Source organism: Pyruvatibacter sp. HU-CL02332 (assembly GCF_040362765.1).
Lineage (GTDB): Bacteria > Pseudomonadota > Alphaproteobacteria > CGMCC-115125 > CGMCC-115125 > Pyruvatibacter.
Window position 1 is genome coordinate 617,818 of sequence record NZ_BAABWK010000001.1, and the last position, 19,963, is coordinate 637,780.

General features: G+C 58.1%; 19 protein-coding genes and 1 riboswitch. Of the genes, 8 read left to right on the plus strand and 11 right to left on the minus strand.

What is annotated here, in order from left to right; translation table 11 throughout:
- Window positions 1-57 precede the first annotated feature (57 nt).
- On the minus strand, window positions 58-393 hold the full coding sequence (locus ABXH05_RS03005) for a hypothetical protein (RefSeq protein WP_353559716.1): 336 nt from the start codon (window positions 391-393) through the stop codon (window positions 58-60).
- A gap of 164 nt (window positions 394-557) precedes the next feature.
- Between ABXH05_RS03005 and ABXH05_RS03010 the strand changes: the two genes are divergently transcribed.
- Both ABXH05_RS03010 and ABXH05_RS03015 read left to right on the plus strand, forming a co-directional pair.
- Complete coding sequence (locus ABXH05_RS03010) at window positions 558-1,400, plus strand: hypothetical protein (RefSeq protein WP_353559717.1); 843 nt, start codon at window positions 558-560, stop codon at window positions 1,398-1,400.
- Window positions 1,401-1,527: 127 nt separating this feature from the next.
- The gene (locus ABXH05_RS03015; protein WP_353559718.1) at window positions 1,528-3,423 is read left to right on the plus strand and encodes an arylsulfatase; all 1,896 of its coding nucleotides are present in this window, start codon (window positions 1,528-1,530) and stop codon (window positions 3,421-3,423) included.
- Window positions 3,424-3,448: 25 nt separating this feature from the next.
- Here ABXH05_RS03015 and ABXH05_RS03020 read toward each other — a convergent pair whose 3' ends face one another.
- Window positions 3,449-3,847, minus strand: a complete 399-nt coding sequence (locus ABXH05_RS03020; protein WP_353559719.1) for a hypothetical protein — start codon at window positions 3,845-3,847, stop codon at window positions 3,449-3,451.
- A 94-nt stretch (window positions 3,848-3,941) separates the two neighbouring features.
- Here ABXH05_RS03020 and ABXH05_RS03025 point away from each other — a divergent pair, with 94 nt between their 5' ends.
- Both ABXH05_RS03025 and rpoH read left to right on the plus strand, forming a co-directional pair.
- Window positions 3,942-5,006 carry an RluA family pseudouridine synthase gene (locus ABXH05_RS03025; protein ID WP_353560970.1) on the plus strand — a complete coding sequence of 355 codons (1,065 nt, stop codon included), beginning with the start codon at window positions 3,942-3,944 and terminating at the stop codon, window positions 5,004-5,006.
- Between the two features lie 157 nt (window positions 5,007-5,163).
- Entirely contained in the window at window positions 5,164-6,078 is a 915-nt protein-coding gene (gene rpoH, locus ABXH05_RS03030) for an RNA polymerase sigma factor RpoH (RefSeq protein WP_353559720.1), read from the plus strand.
- 88 nt (window positions 6,079-6,166) lie between these two features.
- Here the strand turns inward: rpoH and ABXH05_RS03035 are convergent, their stop codons facing one another.
- The 3 genes from ABXH05_RS03035 to ABXH05_RS03045 all read right to left on the minus strand — a co-directional run bounded on the left by ABXH05_RS03035 (window position 6,167) and on the right by ABXH05_RS03045 (window position 7,918).
- Window positions 6,167-6,919, minus strand: a complete 753-nt coding sequence (locus tag ABXH05_RS03035) for a DUF6134 family protein (protein WP_353559721.1) — start codon at window positions 6,917-6,919, stop codon at window positions 6,167-6,169.
- A gap of 68 nt (window positions 6,920-6,987) precedes the next feature.
- On the minus strand, window positions 6,988-7,641 hold the full coding sequence (gene msrA / locus ABXH05_RS03040) for a peptide-methionine (S)-S-oxide reductase MsrA (RefSeq protein ID WP_353559722.1): 654 nt from the start codon (window positions 7,639-7,641) through the stop codon (window positions 6,988-6,990).
- A gap of 88 nt (window positions 7,642-7,729) precedes the next feature.
- Window positions 7,730-7,918 carry a hypothetical protein gene (locus ABXH05_RS03045; RefSeq protein WP_353559723.1) on the minus strand — a complete coding sequence of 63 codons (189 nt, stop codon included), beginning with the start codon at window positions 7,916-7,918 and terminating at the stop codon, window positions 7,730-7,732.
- Window positions 7,919-7,972: 54 nt separating this feature from the next.
- Between ABXH05_RS03045 and rpiB the strand changes: the two genes are divergently transcribed.
- A complete protein-coding gene (rpiB, locus tag ABXH05_RS03050) occupies window positions 7,973-8,401 on the plus strand; it encodes a ribose 5-phosphate isomerase B (protein WP_353559724.1) in 429 nt (142 codons plus the stop codon).
- Between the two features lie 299 nt (window positions 8,402-8,700).
- On the opposite strand, the gene ABXH05_RS03055 is transcribed toward rpiB, so the two are convergent.
- Genes ABXH05_RS03055 through ABXH05_RS03065 form a run of 3 tightly spaced genes read right to left on the minus strand, consistent with a single transcriptional unit; the run spans window position 8,701 to window position 12,565 of the window.
- A complete protein-coding gene (locus ABXH05_RS03055) occupies window positions 8,701-10,278 on the minus strand; it encodes an RNA-directed DNA polymerase (RefSeq protein WP_353559725.1) in 1,578 nt (525 codons plus the stop codon).
- 13 nt (window positions 10,279-10,291) lie between these two features.
- Complete coding sequence (thiC, locus tag ABXH05_RS03060) at window positions 10,292-12,172, minus strand: phosphomethylpyrimidine synthase ThiC (RefSeq protein WP_353559726.1); 1,881 nt, start codon at window positions 12,170-12,172, stop codon at window positions 10,292-10,294.
- A 15-nt stretch (window positions 12,173-12,187) separates the two neighbouring features.
- The gene (locus ABXH05_RS03065; RefSeq protein WP_353559727.1) at window positions 12,188-12,565 is read right to left on the minus strand and encodes a hypothetical protein; all 378 of its coding nucleotides are present in this window, start codon (window positions 12,563-12,565) and stop codon (window positions 12,188-12,190) included.
- An 86-nt stretch (window positions 12,566-12,651) separates the two neighbouring features.
- A riboswitch (TPP riboswitch) is annotated at window positions 12,652-12,767 on the minus strand.
- 115 nt (window positions 12,768-12,882) lie between these two features.
- Here ABXH05_RS03065 and ABXH05_RS03070 point away from each other — a divergent pair.
- Together ABXH05_RS03070 and ABXH05_RS03075 are read left to right on the plus strand one after the other, a co-directional pair.
- Complete coding sequence (locus tag ABXH05_RS03070) at window positions 12,883-13,968, plus strand: radical SAM/SPASM domain-containing protein (protein WP_353559728.1); 1,086 nt, start codon at window positions 12,883-12,885, stop codon at window positions 13,966-13,968.
- 120 nt (window positions 13,969-14,088) lie between these two features.
- Window positions 14,089-14,379, plus strand: a complete 291-nt coding sequence (locus ABXH05_RS03075) for a GIY-YIG nuclease family protein (RefSeq protein WP_353559729.1) — start codon at window positions 14,089-14,091, stop codon at window positions 14,377-14,379.
- 177 nt (window positions 14,380-14,556) lie between these two features.
- Here ABXH05_RS03075 and ABXH05_RS03080 read toward each other — a convergent pair whose 3' ends face one another.
- From ABXH05_RS03080 to ABXH05_RS03090, 3 genes are all read right to left on the minus strand, one after another.
- Window positions 14,557-15,849, minus strand: coding sequence for an adenylosuccinate synthase (locus ABXH05_RS03080; RefSeq protein WP_348138050.1), 1,293 nt, complete (start codon window positions 15,847-15,849; stop codon window positions 14,557-14,559).
- A 158-nt stretch (window positions 15,850-16,007) separates the two neighbouring features.
- The gene (serA, locus tag ABXH05_RS03085; RefSeq protein ID WP_353559730.1) at window positions 16,008-17,585 is read right to left on the minus strand and encodes a phosphoglycerate dehydrogenase; all 1,578 of its coding nucleotides are present in this window, start codon (window positions 17,583-17,585) and stop codon (window positions 16,008-16,010) included.
- An 88-nt stretch (window positions 17,586-17,673) separates the two neighbouring features.
- Entirely contained in the window at window positions 17,674-18,834 is a 1,161-nt protein-coding gene (locus ABXH05_RS03090; protein ID WP_348138046.1) for a phosphoserine transaminase, read from the minus strand.
- Window positions 18,835-19,021: 187 nt separating this feature from the next.
- Between ABXH05_RS03090 and ABXH05_RS03095 the strand changes: the two genes are divergently transcribed.
- A complete protein-coding gene (locus tag ABXH05_RS03095) occupies window positions 19,022-19,915 on the plus strand; it encodes an oxidoreductase (RefSeq protein ID WP_353559731.1) in 894 nt (297 codons plus the stop codon).
- Window positions 19,916-19,963 lie beyond the last annotated feature (48 nt).

A 19,963-nucleotide genomic window follows, 5' to 3' on the forward strand; every position in this document is an offset into this window, starting at 1 on the left:
CACAACAAATCCCTCAGCCTGCGGAGAGAGTTTTTTTGCACGCCATTCATACTGCATTCAGGCTGGGTTGGTACGCCGTTTGAGTTCTGCCAAGACCACAGCAACGCCACGAACCGCAAAATACCCCACCGCACCGGCCACCAGAGCCACAAATGGCCAATCTGCAAAATACCCTGTGACCTGCATGGTTGCGTAACTGAGCACAGCCACGCCAGCCCAGGCCCCCAGTGCCGTTTTACGACCGCCGTCCTCATACCATTCCACGTCGCCAGCGCCCGAATGGTCAAACTCACCATCAATCGGCTCGACATCAGCCAATGGTGCTTCAACGGCAGCCATCATATCTGGTGCCGGTGCTACAACGTCGCTGGTCTGGTCACGGGTGTCGTTCATGGGGTCAGTTTAACGGTGTTTTGCCAACAAGGTGGCAACTTTCCTGCGTTTTTGGCAATCTGCGCAGATGGGATGCGCTTGGGGAAGCCATCATCCCTAATTTGGGGCGTAGAGCACCGGCTGCAACGTATTTCTGCCGGTGCCGAGTTGGGGTTGAGTACACCATGGCCGAAGCACTGATGCTTGTCCTTCTGGGCGTGTTGATAATGGCACTTGCTGCCTTGGCCCTTGCACCACTGCTGTGGGCGCGGGCTGCCAAAGTTACAACGGAACGCGTCCGACAGGATGTCCACTCCGCAGCCTTTAACGAGGCAAGCGATCATGTTTCCAAAAAATACGAAGGCAAGATTGCAGCCCGTGAGGGCAGCTTGCTCACTGAAATCCAGCAGCTTGAGGCATCGCGCGACAAGATTTCCTCTGAGGCCTCAAGCCGCGTAAGCGCGCTGGAAGAAACCCGCGTGACCCTCGAACAGGAAATCGCCAATCGCGATGCCTTGCTCGCGGAAAGCGAGAGCCAGATGCAGGCTCTTGCCGACAACGTCCGCAATCTCGGTGCCCGGGCAGATTCACTGGGCCGTGAGGCAGCCGACCTTGGCAGCCGTGCAGAAGCCCTGAGTTCAGAAATCGCCGGCCTGGGTGAATCCCATCACGAGATTGCCCAGTCCCTTCACCCGGAAGCAGCCCCGGCTTCACCTTCTGTTGCTGCCCCTGTCGCCTATGACGAGACAGTCGCGACCGAAGCACCTGCAGACGCAGCTGCGCCCACACCTGAGGTTGCAGCGCACGATCCGGCCCAGCAATTCGTCAGTGATGACGCCGCATACGATCAAGGTTCAGACCAGAACGCAGAGCAGGCCGAGCCTGACCAGCAGCCAGACCAGCAAGCTGAACCGGAACCCGATCAGCAGCCAGAGCAGCCAGAACAGCAGGTCGCAGCAGCAGCGGCGCCCAAGGAACCCACCCTGTCAGACCGCATCCGTGCCCTGCGTGATGGCGTATCCGCCTAAGCGGCCAGCCCTCCCTCGTGTAGGCGTCACCACATTTGATTTTCACTGGTCAATCGAACAGTAATTGCTGCGGCTGGCCGTGGAGCCTGATATGGTCCGTCCCAAATCTGTCGACAGGGGACGAAGCATGCACGTTCGATCAACAAGAAAAACACTGGTTTCACTTGCCGCACTAACGCTCGCTGCGGGCCTGTCGCTGACATCTGCAAGGGCACAACCAGTCGAGTCGCCCGAAGCCGTCGAGGCGGCCCAACCGGCCCAGACGCCCCAACGGATCGAGAAGCCCAATTTTCTGGTCGTCATGGTCGATGACATGGGCTGGTCGGACCCCGGTTTCCTTGGCAGCAAGATCCGCACGCCACACATTGACGCCCTGGCAGAACGCGGCACCTTCATGTCCAACTTCTACGTTGCGCCAACCTGCTCTCCCACCCGCTCCATGCTGATGACCGGCGTGAGCAATCACGCCGCCGGCGTTGGCACCATGCACACCCTGCAGGCACCCAACCAACTTGGCCGGATAGAGTACGGCGCCCAGCTGCATGACGGCGTGGTCACCGTCGCAGAAATGCTGAAGGCAAATGGGTACGCCACGATGATGAGCGGCAAATGGCATCTGGCGATCGATGAGGACCAGCGGCCACACAATCGTGGCTTTGATCGTGCCTTTGGCCTGCTGGAAGGCGCATCCAGCCACTTCGCGGATCAACGCCAAATTGGTGTTCTTGAAACTGTCACCTACCTGGAAGACGGCAAGCCGACCGAACTGCCGGACGATTTCTACTCCAGCATCGGCTACACCGACAAAATCATCGAATACATGGATGGCGCCTCCGACACACCGTTCTTTGCCTATCTCGCCTACACGGCACCTCATGACCCGCTTCAGGTTCCTGACAACTGGCTTGATCGCTACAAGGGTGTCTTTGATGACGGCCCGGCTGCTGAAAAAGAGCAACGGCGGCAGCGTCTGGTGGAACTGGGCCTAATCAGTCCGGACAGCCAACTGGATGCCCCGCTAAATTTCCCAAGCTGGCTGCCATCCTACAAAGCGCCATGGGCTGAACGATCACCAGAAGAACGCGCCACCGACATCCGGCGGATGGAAATCTACGCCGCCATGGTCGAACTGCTGGATCAACAGTTGGGCAGAGTGGTTGCACGACTGGAAGAGACCGGTCGCCTCGACAACACCTACATTGTTTTCCTGTCTGACAATGGTGCATCGGTCACCACGCCGATTGTTTATCGGGGAAACACCCGCGAGTGGTTGCACGACAATTACGATCAAAGCCCGGAGCGCATGGGACAGGCGGGCTCCTTCACAACCATGGGCCGCGACTGGGCCAACAGCAGCAACACGCCCTTCCGGCTGTTCAAGGCCACCGTGGCTGAAGGCGGCGTCAGATCGCCGATGATCATTTCCGGCCCGGGCCTTGAGCGCGGAGTAATCCGCAACAGCACGGGCCATGTGACGGACCTGGCACCAACGCTCTACGAGCTGGCGGGCATCACATCCCAAAACCACCCGGTCTATGAGGGAAAACTCCAGCCACGTGGCCGGTCGATCCTGCCCATTCTGGCAAGTGACGAAGGCGACGACACCCGGCCAATCGTCACCGAACTGTTCGGCAACCGCATGGTGAGGAAGGGCAATATGAAAGCCGTCTTCCTCGGTCCACCTGTCGGCAACAGCGAATGGGAACTATTCGACATTGCAGCTGATCCCAGCGCGACCGCCAACCTGGCAGACCAGTTTCCCGAGAAGCTGGCAGAGATGGTGCAAGCCTATGAGGATTTTGCCGCTACCAATAATGTGGTCACGCCTGAGCCCCCGCTGGCCCTGCGCCCAGAGGTTTTCTTTGAAGGTGAGTGCAACTGGTGGTGCGAGGCAAGGTTCTCGGCCGCGGAAACCCTGGTCAATCCGTCAAGCCGCAACACGCTGTTCGCCGTGATCGGGGCTGCGCTTTTGCTTGGTGGATTTATGCTTGTCCGCAGCAGACGCAGGAAGCGTGCAGCGTGAGGTCAGCCGATAAGGCAGAAAAGTCCTAAGGAACCGCAGGCGTCAGCACCAAAGAGCGGACCACCTGGCCTGAGCGCGTATTGACCACCATGATCCGCTCGGGCTGACCCTCGCTGACCAGATGAATGACCAGCCGCCGCTCATCACCGGTGACCGCATGGACCTGATATCCGGCAGGAACAGGCACTTCAAAGTCTCCCGCCTGAGTGACCGCAATCACAGGCTCAGGCGCGACCTCGGCCTCGTCGCCAGAAGATGATATGCGTGAGGCTATGGTTGCCACCACAATGGCAAAGCCGATAATCAGCAGGATACCCAGCACAATGACGGTGATAAGCAACACTCGCTGCGTCCGCGCAGTTGCTTCGTCTATTTCTTCAATCTCGCCCGCATCGCCTGCGGGTTTGCTATCCTGAGCGGCCATGACCGATCCTGTTGCCTCACATAAAACTGCCGATACGCCGGCACACGAAGACGGCTCCCCGCCCTATCGCGTGGAAGTCCTCGACGCTGGCGATATGCATGCCAGTGAGTTGCCCTTGGGCGCAAGCCTTATCCGCGTTCTGGTGGGCGAAGACGCAGGCGGCCTGCGCACCGACAAATTGCTGGCAGACGCCCTGCCCGACCTTTCCCGCGCCCGCGTTCAGGCCCTCATCGCAGAAGGACAGGTAGAAGCCCGTGAGGCTCCGTGTACGGAAGAAGGCGTCCAGGTCGTTGACGAAACAAAGACTAAGCTGATCACAAACGCCTCCTCAAAAGCGCAGCCCTTCACCGCCTATGACGTCATGCACCCCGCCGCAAAAGCGGCAGAACCCGAGCCCCAGGACATTCCACTCACAGTGCTGTTTGAGGATGATCATCTGATTGTCATCAACAAACCTGCGGGCATGGTCGTGCATCCCGCCGCGGGCAATGAAGACGGCACACTGGTCAATGCCTTGCTGCACCACTGTGCTGGCACTCTGTCTGGTATTGGTGGCGTCGCCCGCCCTGGCATTGTCCATCGGCTGGACAAGGAAACATCCGGCGTCATGGTCGCTGCAAAAACCGATCAGGCGCACAAGGCACTTGCGGCACAATTCGCGTCCCACGGGGCCGACGGTGCCCTTGAACGCGCCTACTGGGCCCTTGTCTGGGGACATCCCCGCCGCCGCAAGTTCACCATTGATGCGCCGTTGGGCCGCCACCCCAATGACCGCAAAAAGATGGCCGTGGTATCTGAAGCCGTCGGGCGCCGTGCAGTTACCCATCTTGAAGTCAAAAAGCGGTTTGAGCCCGAGGGCAAACCCGTCGCCGCCCTGGTTGAATGCCGCCTTGAAACCGGCCGCACCCACCAGATCCGCGTTCACCTCACCAAAGAAGGCATTCCCGTCATTGGTGACCCCGTCTATGGCCGCAGCCACATGACAATGGCCAATGGGCTGCCTGAGCCGGCCAAATCAGTGGCTAACGCGTTTTCCCGGCAGGCCCTGCATGCCTATCTGCTGGGGTTTTCCCATCCAAAAACCGCAGAAAAGCTGATTTTCGAGGCCGATTTGCCACCGGATATGGCCAAACTCCTCGCCTGTTTAGAAGCGTTGTAAAATACCTGTGAACGGCCCCTTCAAAATTCAGCACTAATCCCTAAATATAGAGGGCTTCAGGCGGACCCTGCGTCAGCGCGCCAAAACGCGTATCTGTGGGGAAAAGCCTGACCGCAGGCCCAAATCCAACAAAATCGGGCCGGAGGGGAGACTAATCATGGCGACCAAATCCATTCCAAGTCTGACGCCAGATGGCAGCCTGACGCGCTATCTGCAGGAGATCAGAAAATTCCCCATGCTTGAGCCAGAGCAGGAATACATGCTCGCGCGCCGCTATGCGGAACACGAAGACCCCGACGCTGCCCACAGCCTTGTGACAAGCCACCTGCGTCTCGTCGCAAAAATTGCCATGGGCTATCGCGGCTACGGCCTGCCGATTGCCGAGGTCATTTCCGAAGGCAATGTGGGTCTCATGCAGGCCGTAAAACGCTTCGACCCGGAAAAAGGCTTCCGCCTCTCGACCTACGCCATGTGGTGGGTGCGTGCCGCCATTCAGGAATATGTCCTGCGCTCATGGTCCCTGGTGAAGATCGGCACAACAGCCGCGCAGAAGAAGCTGTTCTTCAACCTGCGCAAAGCCAAGAGCAAGATCGACGCCCTGGAAGATGGCGACCTGCGCCCTGAACACGTGCAGTCCATCGCCACCAAGCTCGGCGTGCCCGAGCAGGACGTGATCAACATGAACCGTCGCATGTCCAATGGGGGCGATCAGTCCCTCAACGCGCCCATGCGTGCGGATGCGGATGGCGGTGAGTGGCAGGACTGGCTGGTAGATGAAAGCGAAAGCGCTGAAGAGACCATCTCTGAAAGCGAAGAGCTTCTGCGCCGTCGCGAGATGCTGGCCGCTTCCATGCAGACCCTCAACGAGCGTGAAATGCACATCCTCACCGAGCGCCGCCTCAAGGATGAACCTTCAACGCTGGAAGAGCTAAGCCAGGAATACGGCATCAGCCGCGAACGCGTGCGCCAGATCGAAGTCCGGGCGTTTGAAAAGCTGCAAAAGGCCATGAAGGCCGCCCACAAGGACGAAATCCGGGCGACACGCGAAAAGGCCGAGGAATACGCCAGCTAGCACCCGCTTCTGGAACTCAATATGTCAAAGGCCGGTCGCAAAAAAGCGGTCCGGCCTTTGTCGTTCCAGGAGGTTGTGCGCGGCAAAGCTAGAACGACGCCTCAGCGGTTTCGGTAGGTTTGCACTTGCGGCAGCGCAGTTCGACGTTTGACCCGTCCTGCCCCAGAAAACGCATCTGCACCCAACGTCCGTTGGAGTCATACCAGACCTCGTTCTGAAGGGCGCCTTCGTACCGGTACCTGGTGGCATCAATCACACCGTGCGCCGTGTCCACTTTTTCAACGCCGACCGGAACGAGGCGGACATCAGCGACACGCCCGGTGATCGTATTCAGCACCTGCTGCGATCCAACCACGCCGGCATTCCAATGGTTGGTCGGAAACAATCCGAGATCAGCTTCATAAAGACCGTTGGGACCGGTGATCTTCAACACCCCGCCGTCAGCCCGCGCGCGAACATTCACCACCGTCCCGTTCTGATCGGTCCGTGCTTCAAGAGCAACGAGCTGACCATCACGCCACACAGCATCTGATTGATAGTCCAGGCGAAAGAGCGTGATAAACAGCGCACTCACCGCAAGATCAAACTCAGTCTGAACCCGCAGACCGCCATCCTGCTCTTCGAACCGAACCTCATGCTTGCCCACCGGAGATCCATCCCGGTAGATGCCGAACTCGATGCGATCGCCATAAAGCGAGCGAACCTTGTCGGCGGTCGCCGCATGGCTCGCTGCAGCCGAAAGGCCCAAAAAGACCGCCGCAATCAGGGAAAAACCAGCCGAATGGGCCAGAAAGCCCCACCAGCGGCGCGACATTTGGTTGGAAAGTGTTGTCTGCATCATTCCAGAAATACGTCCCCGGCCAGCAGCCGGATCAGTCTGTCTGATATTTTAGCAAACTGGAGGAGGGCTTACTCCACAGCCACTCCGGTTCCAATCGGGCATGTGACGCCAGTGCCGCCAATGCCGCAGTACCCATTTGGGTTTTTGGCGAGATACTGCTGGTGGTAATCCTCGGCAAAATAGAGCGGAGGCGCCGACCGGATTTCCGTCGTCACAGGGTCAAAGCCCCGCGCACCAAGTTCCGCCTCATACATCGCCTTGGACGCCTTGGCCGCAGCAAGCTGCTCATCCGTATAAGTGTAAATGGATGACCGGTACTGCGTGCCAACGTCGTTGCCCTGACGCATGCCCTGGGTCGGATCATGAGCTTCCCAGAACGTCTTGAGCAAAGCTTCAAAGCTCACTTTCTTGGGGTCATACACAACCAACACAACTTCCGTGTGACCGGTCTGGCCAGAGCAAACCTCTTCATAGGTCGCGTTGGGCGTGTAGCCGCCTGCATAACCAACAGCGGTCACATGGACACCGTCCAGCTCCCAGAATTTGCGCTCGGCACCCCAGAAACACCCAAGGCCGAACTGCACCTGCTCCATACCCTCTGGGTACGGACCCTTAAGGGCAGCACCGTTCACAAAGTGCGTGTCAGCGGTGGGAATATCAAAATCGCGGCCCGGCAACGCGGCTGTTTCAGCCACCATCTCGGCCTTTTTGCGCAGGAACATGGGAATGCCTCCTTTTGGCAGAATGTCTTACCTGCCAATGTAGGGTCTCCACGGCCCCACGACCAGCCGGCGGTTTTTCACAAAGCCGCTAGCGCTTCACGAGCATCACAACACCGGTGGCCCAGTCCATCTGGGTGAACGCAAATCCGTCCCGCTCTCCAAGATCATCCAGATAAGATTCCACATTCGCTTGATGCCCGCCCGAGTTCATGTCAAAGCCAAGCGCGTCTGTGCGGGTCTCGATTTCATCAAGAGAGGCCGCGAATCTGGTTTCCATCAGGGTCTTTCTTGATATGACTGGGTCCAGACCAACACCGAACTGGACATAGTGATGAAAATTGCCATCGGCACAGACCATGCGGGCTTTCACTACAAAGAGAAGATCAAGGCCTTTCTGATCGCACAAGGTCACGAGGTCAAAGACTTTGGAACCTTCAGCGACGCCGCATGCGACTACCCGGACTTTGTCTTCCCTGCCGCCAACGCGGTGGCCTCCGGCGACTATGACAGAGGCATTGTTCTGGGCGGCTCGGGCAATGGCGAAGCCATCGCGGCCAACAGGGTCAAGGGCATACGCTGCACGGTCTGCTGGAATGCGCTGTCCGCCGAAATGGCCCGCCGCCACAATGACTCCAACGTCCTGTCCCTGGGCCAGCGAATGATTGAGGAAAGCGATGTGACCGGCATCGTGCAGACATGGCTCGACACGCCATTTGATGGCGGCCGGCACCAGCAGCGCATCGTCAAACTCGAAGCCTGAGCCAAGCGTCAAATTCAAAAGAAAAGACGAATCCCAAACAAAAGAAAGGGCCGTTCCAGCGCACTGCCGGACACGACCCTTTCCCGTGACTTCAGCGGGGTCGAAACCCCTAAAGCTAAAAGCACTGACCGGTTAGCAGACCACCTCGAAGGTTGCCCCAAATAGACCCGCTACCGACAAGGACCCAAAGCCCCGCTGCGTGACACTCGACATTGGATCACCTCCTTTCAATACGTTAGAACCACGTACGAGGCTGAGGTGATTTGCGGTTTTACGCAAGGCATAAATCATTCTGCGGATTATCCAGATTCGTCGGCAAAGTCATACGAGAAGACGGCTTTTTCATAGTGGTCTGAAATTGACCGCGATGATTTCCAATACTTGCGTTCATCCTGACCCAGGACTTGTGTAGCCAACACTAGGGCTGGCCGGACACTACTGGCCTGGGCGTCATAAGTATCTTTGATGTCAAGCAGATCAGGGCGACTGCCGATTTTAGATAGTGCAATCAAACACTCTCGCTTAACAACCAGATCATCCGCTGAAACGGCAATCTGTTTAACCAGTGGTTTTAGCTGGTTCAAACGACGCTCACCTACCAACCAGATTGGCCAAAATGCAACGTAACCTGGAACGAAGTATTTTGGTTTCTGGTAACGCTTGAGAAGCGGGCGCACAAACTTCACCACGTCTCTATCACTTGCGTTCTGGTCGTTGGACAATGCCTTACACAGAGCATCTAGGACGGGCAGTATAGAATCGACATTCGCGATTGCGGCGGAGACAATTTTCTTCCTCGCCTCGTCTTCAAATCCCTCACGAAAGATGACACGCTCAAGTATGTGCTTAATCAACCCATACTTTGGTACTTTGTCTATTTTCAACGCGATGTCGAACACATCCACTACCTCGGCAGAATTCAGACCTTCGCCTTCCTGCGGCTCACCTTCGACATCTTCATTTTCATCTTCATACGGAGAACCTGCTTTCATTCTCAAAACAAGGTCGCGGAAGTGCTCATGCTCCTCATCGTACGTTTTCCAGACATCAGCAACGAAATCGTCCTTGGCGTATATATCTGTCTTACTCTGGTTCACAATTAGTCCGTGCTGTTCACGAAGCCATTTGCTGACAAATTGAATTATTTCGACTGCCTCTTGTTCCGATTTTGCGAAAACAGTTAGATCGTCCATCCAACGAACAAAATCGATCCCTTTCTCCTGAAGGGCAGCATCTACATCAATAAGCAATGCTTCCGCCAAAATCCGACACGCAAACGGGCCAGTAGGGATTCCATAGCTCTTCCCCCCTGCAAGCTTACCCAACAGTCTGCACAGAACTCCAACAGCTTTACGTTCCCTTTCGCCTTCAGCCGCTGACTGAAGACTATTCTCAAGACGGTGCTGGTAAACATTTGAAAAAAAGTCCGCGATATCAATCGTAGCAACGAACTGACAACGTGCAGATTGCAGCTTTGAACTTGTATGAGCGCGATACTTTTCGTACGCCCCACGCGTCTCATACAGTCCAACTGTCTTTTTTCCGACGCGGTACGAGAAAGACTTTTTCTTGGACTTCGGTAGTCGCGCAGCTTCAATCGAGTCACGCAACAGCCTACACAAGCACGTTAGAATAACTACATCTTGGATGTGCAAAAAGTCGATAGGGCGAACAAGCATGTCGTTCTTTGGCGCGTACGAAGCCAACGGTTCGTATGGCGAGTAGCTTTGAAGATCGATTCCGCAAACCTGATCCGATAACTCTGACGAGTCCAGGACCGCAACCCACTCTGGCTGTGGTGGCAGGAAGCCCGAAACACCGTGGAACTTTAGGGCCTTAAGGCCTTCGTTAAATTCATCCTTAGTAAGTTTAAACATTCCCGCGGTTTCCCTACCCCTTCAGAGCCTCATTGGACTCCTTCACGGCCTCCAGTTTCTCCGCATCCTGATAAATCTCACCGCCGGTATTCCGGAAGGTTTCAGCCATCTGTTCCATGCCTTCAGACGCTTCCTTTTCGGCTGCGTAGTCGCGCACGTCCTGGCTGATTTTCATGGAGCAGAATTTGGGGCCGCACATGGAGCAGAAATGCGCCACCTTGTGGGCCTCTTTTGGAAGTGTCTGATCGTGGAAGTCGCGCGCCCGCTCCGGGTCCAGCGCCAGGTTGAACTGGTCAAGCCAGCGGAACTCAAAGCGCGCCCGTGACAGGGCGTCGTCACGCAGCTGTGCCCCCGGATGTCCCTTGGCAAGGTCGGCGGCGTGGGCAGCGATCTTGTAGGTGATCACGCCTTCCTTCACGTCGTCGCGGTCCGGCAGACCCAGATGCTCCTTCGGCGTCACATAGCAAAGCATCGCGCAGCCAAACCAGCCGATCATCGCAGCCCCGATGCCCGACGTAATGTGGTCATAGCCCGGCGCGATGTCGGTGGTGAGCGGCCCAAGCGTGTAGAACGGTGCTTCACCGCATTCCTTGAGCTGCTTGTCCATGTTGACCTTGATCTTGTGCATGGGCACATGGCCCGGCCCTTCGATCATCACCTGACAGCCCTTGGCCCAGGCCACCTGCGTCAGCTCGCCCAGCGTCTCAAGCTCTGCGAACTGCGCTTCGTCATTGGCATCCGCAATGGAGCCGGGACGCAGCCCGTCGCCCAGCGAGAACGACACGTCGTACTTAGCCATGATGTCGCAAATGTCGTCAAAGTGCGTGTAGAGGAAACTCTCCTTGTGGTGATGCAGGCACCACTTGGCCATGATCGACCCACCGCGTGACACGATGCCCGTCACCCGCTTGGCGGTGAGGTGAATGTACTGCAGCCGCACGCCCGCATGGATGGTGAAGTAATCCACCCCCTGCTCCGCCTGCTCAATGAGCGTGTCGCGGAACACTTCCCACGTCAGGTCCTCCGCCACACCGTTGACCTTCTCCAGCGCCTGATAGATCGGCACCGTGCCGATGGGCACCGGGGAGTTGCGAATGATCCAGTCGCGGGTGTTGTGAATGTTGCGGCCCGTGGACAGGTCCATCACCGTGTCAGCGCCCCAACGGATCGACCACACCATCTTGTCGACTTCTTCCGCGACAGATGACGTCACCGCCGAGTTGCCGATATTGGCGTTGATCTTCACCGCGAAGCTGCGGCCGATGATCATCGGCTCAAGTTCCGGGTGGTTGATATTGGCAGGAATGATCGCCCGGCCCTTGGCGATCTCTTCGCGCACAAACTCAGCCGTGATGAACTCGGGGATATCCGCCCCAAAGCTTTCGCCCAGCGCTACGTCCTGTGCTGCATCCTCAAGCGCCTTCTTGCGTCCGATGTTTTCGCGCAGCGCCACATATTCCATTTCCTTGGTGATGATGCCCGCCTTGGCGCACTGATACTGCGTCAAAGGCTTCGAGCCATCCCCCGCCAGCGGCCGGTTCACAACCGGAAACGCCCGCGCCAGCGCGCCTTCGGACACATTGCCATTGTCTTCCGGCTGCACATCGCGGCCTTCATAGTCCGCAACACCGCCCAGTGCCAAAGACCATGCCGTGCGCGTGCGCGGCAGACCGGCTTCAATGTCGATGGTTGCCGACGGATCTGAATAAATGCCCGACGTGTCATAGACCCGCACCGGCGGCTCCATGGCAGACGGTTCAAGCTCAATCTCGCGCAGCGGCACACGCACGTCAGGGTGCGCGTCCGGCGACACATAAACCTTGGTGGAGGCCGGCAGCGGCCCTGTCGTCACATCATCCGTTGTCGGAGCATTGGGAGTGGAGTGAATGTTCATGGGTCCAAAAGTCCTCTACGCGCTGTGCGGATACCTGGCGGTCACACTGCCGACAAGCCCGATAAGCGATGACACAAAAGCCGCGCCAATGAGCGCGGTCAAAAAACCAATTTCGATGTTGGTGGTAGCTGCAGCCGCATTGGTGTCGTCAATCAGCTTGCCAAAGAACGACCCGTACAACATGCCCGCCGTCGCCGCCCAGGCCGCCGAAAACGCACAGCGCCGCGCGACAGTCTGCTGCGACAGCAACAAGGCCGTCACCACCAGCGGAACACCGATGAAGAAGTCGTCGAGCACAAACAGCGGGTGCCGGTCCTGTCCCCAGGAGCGGATCGTCTCGCCAATCATCAGCGATGAGCCCAGCCCAATCGCCCAGATACGCCAGAACAGCATTGCGCAGCCTCCTCACATCCCGACGGATCAAATCGTCGAAGGGCCGATACGCAGCGCGACGCCCAAAGAGGGCCGTCATGTCCTGGAAATACGCCACGTCCCAGTCCCTTCGCCGGCATGACCCGGATCAGGTTCAAAGGGTTCGGTCTCACCGCGACCATCTCAGCCCCTACAAACAGTAGGGACACCCCTTGGAACTGGTGTGAGTGTGACTCCGTTTGCGCCTTGGTTAAAGCCCTCACTCACCTGTTATTTGACCCGCCGCGGCATCCCGCCACATTCTTCGACAACGCTTGGGTCAATCACGGGAAATCCCCATGGAATCCGTCTACTGGGTCCTCAACTGGGCCTGCCACCGCAAATGCACGCACTGCTATGAGACGCGCTTTCGCCCCTATGTGCGCGATGCGCTGGAAGAGGTTGTGCGTGAGTCGGAGGAGGCGTTTCCCAAGATCATCGCCAATCTGCCCGAGCGGATGACCTATCTCGATCTGGCATCCCCCGACGACAGCCCAGCGGGCTACGCGGAAAAGCGCGGCCGCATCATCATGGCCGGCGGCGAAGTGCTGGTGGACCCTGTGCGCGAACGGGTGCTGTATCCGGTGCTGGAAGCGCTCAACGCCAAGTACCGCAACAAGGGCGGCGTCGACATCTCGATCCAGACCACCGGCGACCTTGTAACCGAAAAAATTCTGGAAGAACTGCGCGAACGCGGCATCCGCATGATCGCCATTTCTGGCATGGATGATTTCCACGTCGGCATGGAAGGCGACAAGCGCAAACCGCTGATCAAAAAGCTGCACGAGATGTTTGCCAAAACGGGCTACGCGGAGCATTCCACACGGCGGGGCTTCGGCGAATGGCAGAAGAATGACGGCCCGACCTATCTCTTCTTCGGCGCCACGGAAGATGAGTGGATCGGCAAGATCTGGCCGCGCGGCCGCGCCTGGGACAACGGCCTTTCCCGCGCCACCATCAAGGACAATTTCTGCAACGCCTGGTCCGGCGGCTTGGGCTTCCTCAACCACCGCTATTCAGGCTCGGAAGTGTCCATTGATCCGCAGGGAGACGTCTTCCCCTGCTGCCTCAAGACCAAGGCCCCCATCGGCAATGTGACGGAAGAAAAACTGACCGACATCCTCGACAGCCTCGTCGGCCACCCGGCCTTTGAAGCCATAAACATGGGCCACCCGGAGCGCATGGGGCTCGCCCACGGCTGGGACGTGGACACGTTCTATGAAAAGTCGAGGACCAAGGACCCCAAGGGCAACCAATACCGCAACCTCTGCATCGGCTGCGACAAGTTCCACGAAGAAGTCCTGGCGCCGGTGATCGAAGAGATCAGGCAGGAGCGCCTGCGGGCGATTGGCGTCACGTCCGGGCCATTGGTAGCGGCGGAGTAGCCTTCAAGTCAGATAGACCCTTCGGTCAAGCCGAAGGGAAAGCGGTGAGGGAGCGGTGCCTCTCCACTATCGCTATCCCTCTGGCTTGACCAGAGGGCCCATAGGAGTCTGCAATCCTGCATGACCTTCTGCGTCTACATCATGACCAACAAGCCACAAGGCACGCTCTATGTCGGCTACACTGACGATCTTGCCCGACGTGTCTGGGAGCACCGCACCGCAGCTGTGCCCGGCTTCACGCAGAAGCATGGTCTCACAAAGCTGGTCTACTACGAGGCTTTCGATACCAGAGAAGCCGCCAAGCAGCGCGAGCGGCGCCTCAAATCCTGGCTCCGGCGCTGGAAGATCGAAGCTATTGACCAAATGAACCCCCATTGGCGCGATCTCTATGAGGAGATTGCTAATCAATGAGCAGGTGGCGAACTCAGATAGACCCTCTGGTCAAGCCAGAGGGACAGCGGTTGTGGGTTAGCACCCGCAGCTAAGACCCGCTCACCCTCCGGCTTGACCGGAGGGCACATGGGAGTGCCAGCATGTCGCCAACGCGAGCAGCAAGCAAGCACCCAAAATCAGACGAGCATCATAAAACTAATCCGCAAACGGATCAGTCACCAGGATCGTATCTTCGCGCTCAGGGCTTGTTGACAGCAGTGCCACTGGCGCTTCGATCAGCTCTTCGATGAGCCGCACATATTTGATGGCCTGCGCCGGAAGGTCTGCCCAGCTGCGGGCGCCTTCTGTGCTTTCGGACCAGCCGTCCAGCGTCACATATTCGCACTCAACGCGCGCCTGACTTGGCGCGTCTGCTGGCAGGTGATCCAGCTTCTTGCCGTCCAGGGTGTAGCCGGTGCACACCTTGAGCTCGTCAAAGCCATCCAGCACATCGAGCTTTGTGAGCGCGATGCCTTCAATGCCGCCGGTCTTGATCGCCTGGCGCACCAGCACCGCATCAAACCAGCCGCAGCGACGCTTGCGGCCTGTCACCGTGCCAAACTCATGACCGCGCTCGCCCAGCTTCTGGCCAACGTCATTGTCCTGCTCGGTCGGGAACGGGCCTTCGCCTACGCGGGTTGTGTAGGCCTTGGTGATGCCCAGCACATAGCCAATGGCGCTGGGGCCAACGCCCGCACCGCCCGCCGCCTGACCGGCAATGGTGTTGGACGACGTCACAAACGGATAAGTGCCGTGGTCAATGTCCAAGAGCGTGCCCTGCGCACCTTCAAACAAAATGCGCTTGCCCGCCTTCTTGGCTTCGTCCAGCACCAGCCACACAGGCTTGGCGAAAGGCAGAATGCGCGGCGCGATCTCCTTGAGCGCGTCCACAATCGGCGCGGCCTTGAGCTCATCCAGATTGTTACCCCGGCGCAGCGCATTGTGATGCACCAGCAGATTATCCACCTTGGCTTCAAGGGTAGAGAAGTCCGCAAGGTCGATCACCCGCAGGCCCCGGCGTGCGACTTTATCCTCGTAAGCCGGGCCGATGCCCCGCTTGGTGGTGCCGATCTTGGTGCCGGAGTTGGAACTCTCCCGCATCACATCAAGTTCCTGATGGACGGAGAGAATAAGCGTCGCGTTTTCGGCAATCATCAGATTGTCCGGCGTCACGGCCACGCCCTGGCCGGCAATCTGGTCCACTTCCTTGGCAAACGCCCAGGGGTCCAGCACCACGCCGTTGCCGAGGATCGACAGCTTGTTGGGCCGCACAATGCCTGAGGGCAGCAGCGACAGCTTGAAGACCTTGCCGTCAATCACCAGCGTATGGCCGGCATTGTGCCCGCCCTGAAAGCGCACGACCACGTCGGCGCGTTCTGACAGCCAGTCCACAATCTTGCCCTTGCCTTCGTCACCCCACTGGGAGCCGACGACCGCTACATTTGCCATCTCAAGGAATCCTTTGAATTTGCAGAAAGCGGCGGGACTATAGCCATATCGGAGACAAACTCCAATGCGACAGCATCACAGCTGCAACCCGCCAGCAAAAAGGGGCGGACGCCGCAGCATCCACCCCTGATTCTTGGCCTGTAGAAAGGGCCTGAAGCCTAGAACTTCAGCGCCTTGGCCTGCTTCACATTCGGCAGCGCCATGACCTTGTCGAGCACATCCGCGCCCACTTCCTGGTCCACATCGATCAGGGCAATGGCGTCACTGCCCTCAGACACACGGCCAAGGTTGAACGACGCAATGTTGATGCCCGCATCACCCAGAACCGTGCCCAAACCACCGATGAAGCCCGGCTTGTCGTCATTGGTCACATAGAGCATGTCAGGGGTCAGGGCCGCTTCCATGCCGATGCCCTTCACCTGAATGATCCGCGGTGTGCCGTCACCAAAGACCGTACCGCCCACGCTGCGCGTCTGACGTTCCGTCTTCACGGAGAGCATAATGTAGCCTTCATAGGCACCATGCTGGCTCTTCTTGGTTTCGTTCACCGCAATGCCGCGCTCTTTGACGATGGCAGGCGCTGACACCATGTTGACGTCTGTCAGCATCGGCTTCATCAGCCCCATCAGCATTGCGTTGACCAGCGGCTTGGTGTTGAGATCAGCCGCATCACCCACGAACTCGATGGTGATTTCTTCAAGGCCGGTTTCGGTCAGTTGACCGGCAAACAGACCAAGCTGCTCAGACAGGGTGATCCACGGACCCAGCTTCTGCGCGTCTTCCGCAGAGACGGACGGCACGTTGATCGCATTGGTGATCGCCCCATCCAGCAGATAGTCAGCCATCTGTTCAGCCACCTGAAGCGCCACATTTTCCTGTGCTTCAGACGTAGACGCCCCCAGATGCGGCGTCGCCACAACCTTGTCCATGCCGAACAGCGCGTTCTCCTTGGCAGGCTCTTCTTCAAACACGTCAAGGGCAGCACCAGCCACCTTGCCGGATTCGATTGCCACCTTGAGATCGGCTTCAACAATCAGGCCGCCACGGGCACAGTTCACGATGCGCACGCCGTCTTTCATCTTGGCGAAGGCATCCGCGTTGATGATGCCGCGCGTTGAGTCGGTCATCGGCGTGTGAAGGGTGATGACGTCAGCGCGCTTCAGCAGTTCGTCCAGCTCAACCTTTTCAATGCCCATGTCGGCCGCACGTTCCGCTGTCAGGAACGGGTCAAAGCCGATGACTTTCATCTTCAGGCCCAGAGCACGATCACAGACGATGGAGCCGATATTGCCGCAGCCGATGACGCCAAGTGTCTTGGCCGTAAGCTCAACGCCCATGAACTTGGACTTTTCCCACTTGCCTGCATGGGTGGATGCATTGGCCTGCGGAATGTCACGGGCCAGAGCCATCATCATGGAAATGGCGTGCTCAGCAGTCGTGATGGAGTTGCCAAACGGCGTGTTCATCACGATCACGCCCTTAGACGTGGCCTGGGGGATGTCCACATTGTCGACGCCGATGCCGGCGCGGCCCACAACCTTGAGGTTGTCTGCCTTCTCCAGCACGTCAGCGGTTACCTTGGTGGCAGAGCGGATGGCAAGGCCATCATACTGGCCGATGATTTCAAGCAGTTCCTCTTTGGGGAGGCCTGGCTTGAAGTCCACATCGAGACCACGGTTCTTGAAAATCTCCACGGCAGCGGGAGACAGTTTGTCGGAAATCAGCACCTTGGGCATGGGTCGCTCCTGAAAGGTGAATTTTGGGAAATGGGGTGAAGTGCACGTGGCGGACAAAAGTCCGCCACGCACCTAATTCAATGGGCTGCTAAGCCGCGTCCGCTTTGGTTGCTTCCGCATAGGCCCAGTCAAGCCAAGGCAGCAGCGCCTGCATGTCAGACTGCTCGATGGTGGCACCGGCCCAGATGCGAAGGCCCGCAGGGGCATCGCGGTAGGCACCGATGTCATACGCAACACCTTCAGCGTCCAGCAGACTTGCGAGCTTCTTGGAGGCGGCCGCCTGCTGCTCTTCATTGAGCGCCGGATCAACAATCGTCAGACACACGGAGGTGTTTGAGCGGTTGGCAACATCAGCACACAGGAAGTCGACCCAAGGGGTGTCATCTACCCATTTGGTCAGCGCTTCGAGATTGGAGTCAGCACGGGCCATCAGACCTTTGAGGCCACCAATGGACTGTGACCATTCCAGCGCGTCGATATAGTCCTCGACACACAGCATGGACGGCGTGTTGATCGTTTCACCCTTGAAGATGCCATCAATGAGCTTGCCGCCCTTGGTAAGACGAAAAATCTTCGGCATCGGCCAGGGTGGCGTGTAGCTCTCAAGGCGTGCAACCGCACGCGGGCTGAGAATGATCATGCCGTGCGCCGCTTCACCGCCCAGCACCTTCTGCCAGGAATAGGTCGTGACATCGAGCTTCGCCCAGTCGAGATCCTGCGCAAACGCAGCCGACGTGGCGTCACAGATCGTCAGGCCTTCACGGTCTGCCGAAATCCAGTCCGCATTGGGAACACGCACACCAGACGTCGTACCATTCCAGGTAAAGACAACATCGTGTGCAGGATTGACCGTGCTGAGATCAGGAAGCTGGCCATAGTCAGCTTCGATCTTGCGGGCATTGTCCAGCTTCAGCTGCTTGATGACATCGGTCACCCAGCCAGAGCCGAAGCTTTCCCATGCCATCATGTCCACCGGGCGTTCGCCCAGCAAAGACCACATGGCCATTTCAACGGCACCCGTATCGGATGCCGGCACGATGCCGATCTTGTAATCGTCAGGAATACCCAGAACTGAACGCGTCAGGTCAATTGCCTGTGCCAGCTTCGCCTTGCCCGGTTTGGAGCGATGCGAACGGCCAAGACACGCGTCTTCAAGTTTGGATAGGGACCATCCCGGTCGCTTAGCGCAGGGCCCGGATGAAAAATTAGGATTAGCCGGACGGATGCCCGGAGTCGTAACGTCTGCCATGGTTTGTCTCCCTCCTCGCAGAGGGTCGCGCTTCGTTGGGGAAGCGTGGCCCGCGCCGTAGATAGGGGAGCGGGCCCCAAAGGTCAAATGACTGTTTCGCGGCACTGCCATGCAGGCGGGGCTTGAATTAATGACCAAAGGTCATATTTGTGCGATAACAGAGCATCCAACGGCAAAGGAATATCCCATGGGCTGGAAAGCAAAAGACGTCCCCGATCAATCGGGCAAACACATCATCGTCACCGGCTCCAACAGCGGCATCGGCTTTGAAGCAGCAAATGTTCTGGCAGCCAAAGGCGCGCATGTGACCCTCGCCTGCCGCAATGCGGACAAGGCCAAGGAGGCGCAGGCCAAAATCAAGAAGGCCAACAAGGGTGCAACAGTAGAAACCGGCTCCCTTGATCTCGCCAGCCTCAAATCCATTGCTGCCTTTGCCGCTGATTACCGCAAGAAGCACGGAAAGCTGGATATCCTCATCAACAATGCCGGCGTCATGGTGCCGCCCTACGGCAAGACCGAGGACGGTTTCGAGCTGCAGATCGGTTGCAACCATCTAGGCCACTTCGCGCTTACTGCCCAGCTCATCGACCTCGTCAACGCAGCACCTGAAGGTCGCGTTGTCTCAGTCGCCAGCCAGGCGCACAGGGCGGGCAAAATCAATTTCGACGATCTTCATTGGGAAAAGGGATACCAGCAGTGGCCTGCCTACGGCCAAAGCAAGCTGGCAAACCTCCTTTTCACTTACGAGCTTGACCGCAATCTGAAAGAAGCCGGCCACACCACCCGCGCGACCGCCGCGCACCCCGGCTACTCGTCCACCAACCTCCAGCGCACCATGACCGCCGGTACGATCGCCAACGCACTTTTTGCTCAAAGCCAAAAGGCCGGTGCCTTGCCGACCTTGCGCGCCGCAACAGACCCGGACGCCGAGTCGGGCTCCTACTGGGGCCCCAATGGCATCATGGAAATGCGAGGGCACCCGGTGAAGGTCAAATCCAACCGCCGCTCCCACGACAAGCGGGTCGCCCGCCGACTGTGGGATGCATCCAAAGAACTGACCGGACAGACCTTCACAGTTTAGCTAATGAACCACATTGATCAGGCGCAACCCGCACGGCATTGTATGCCG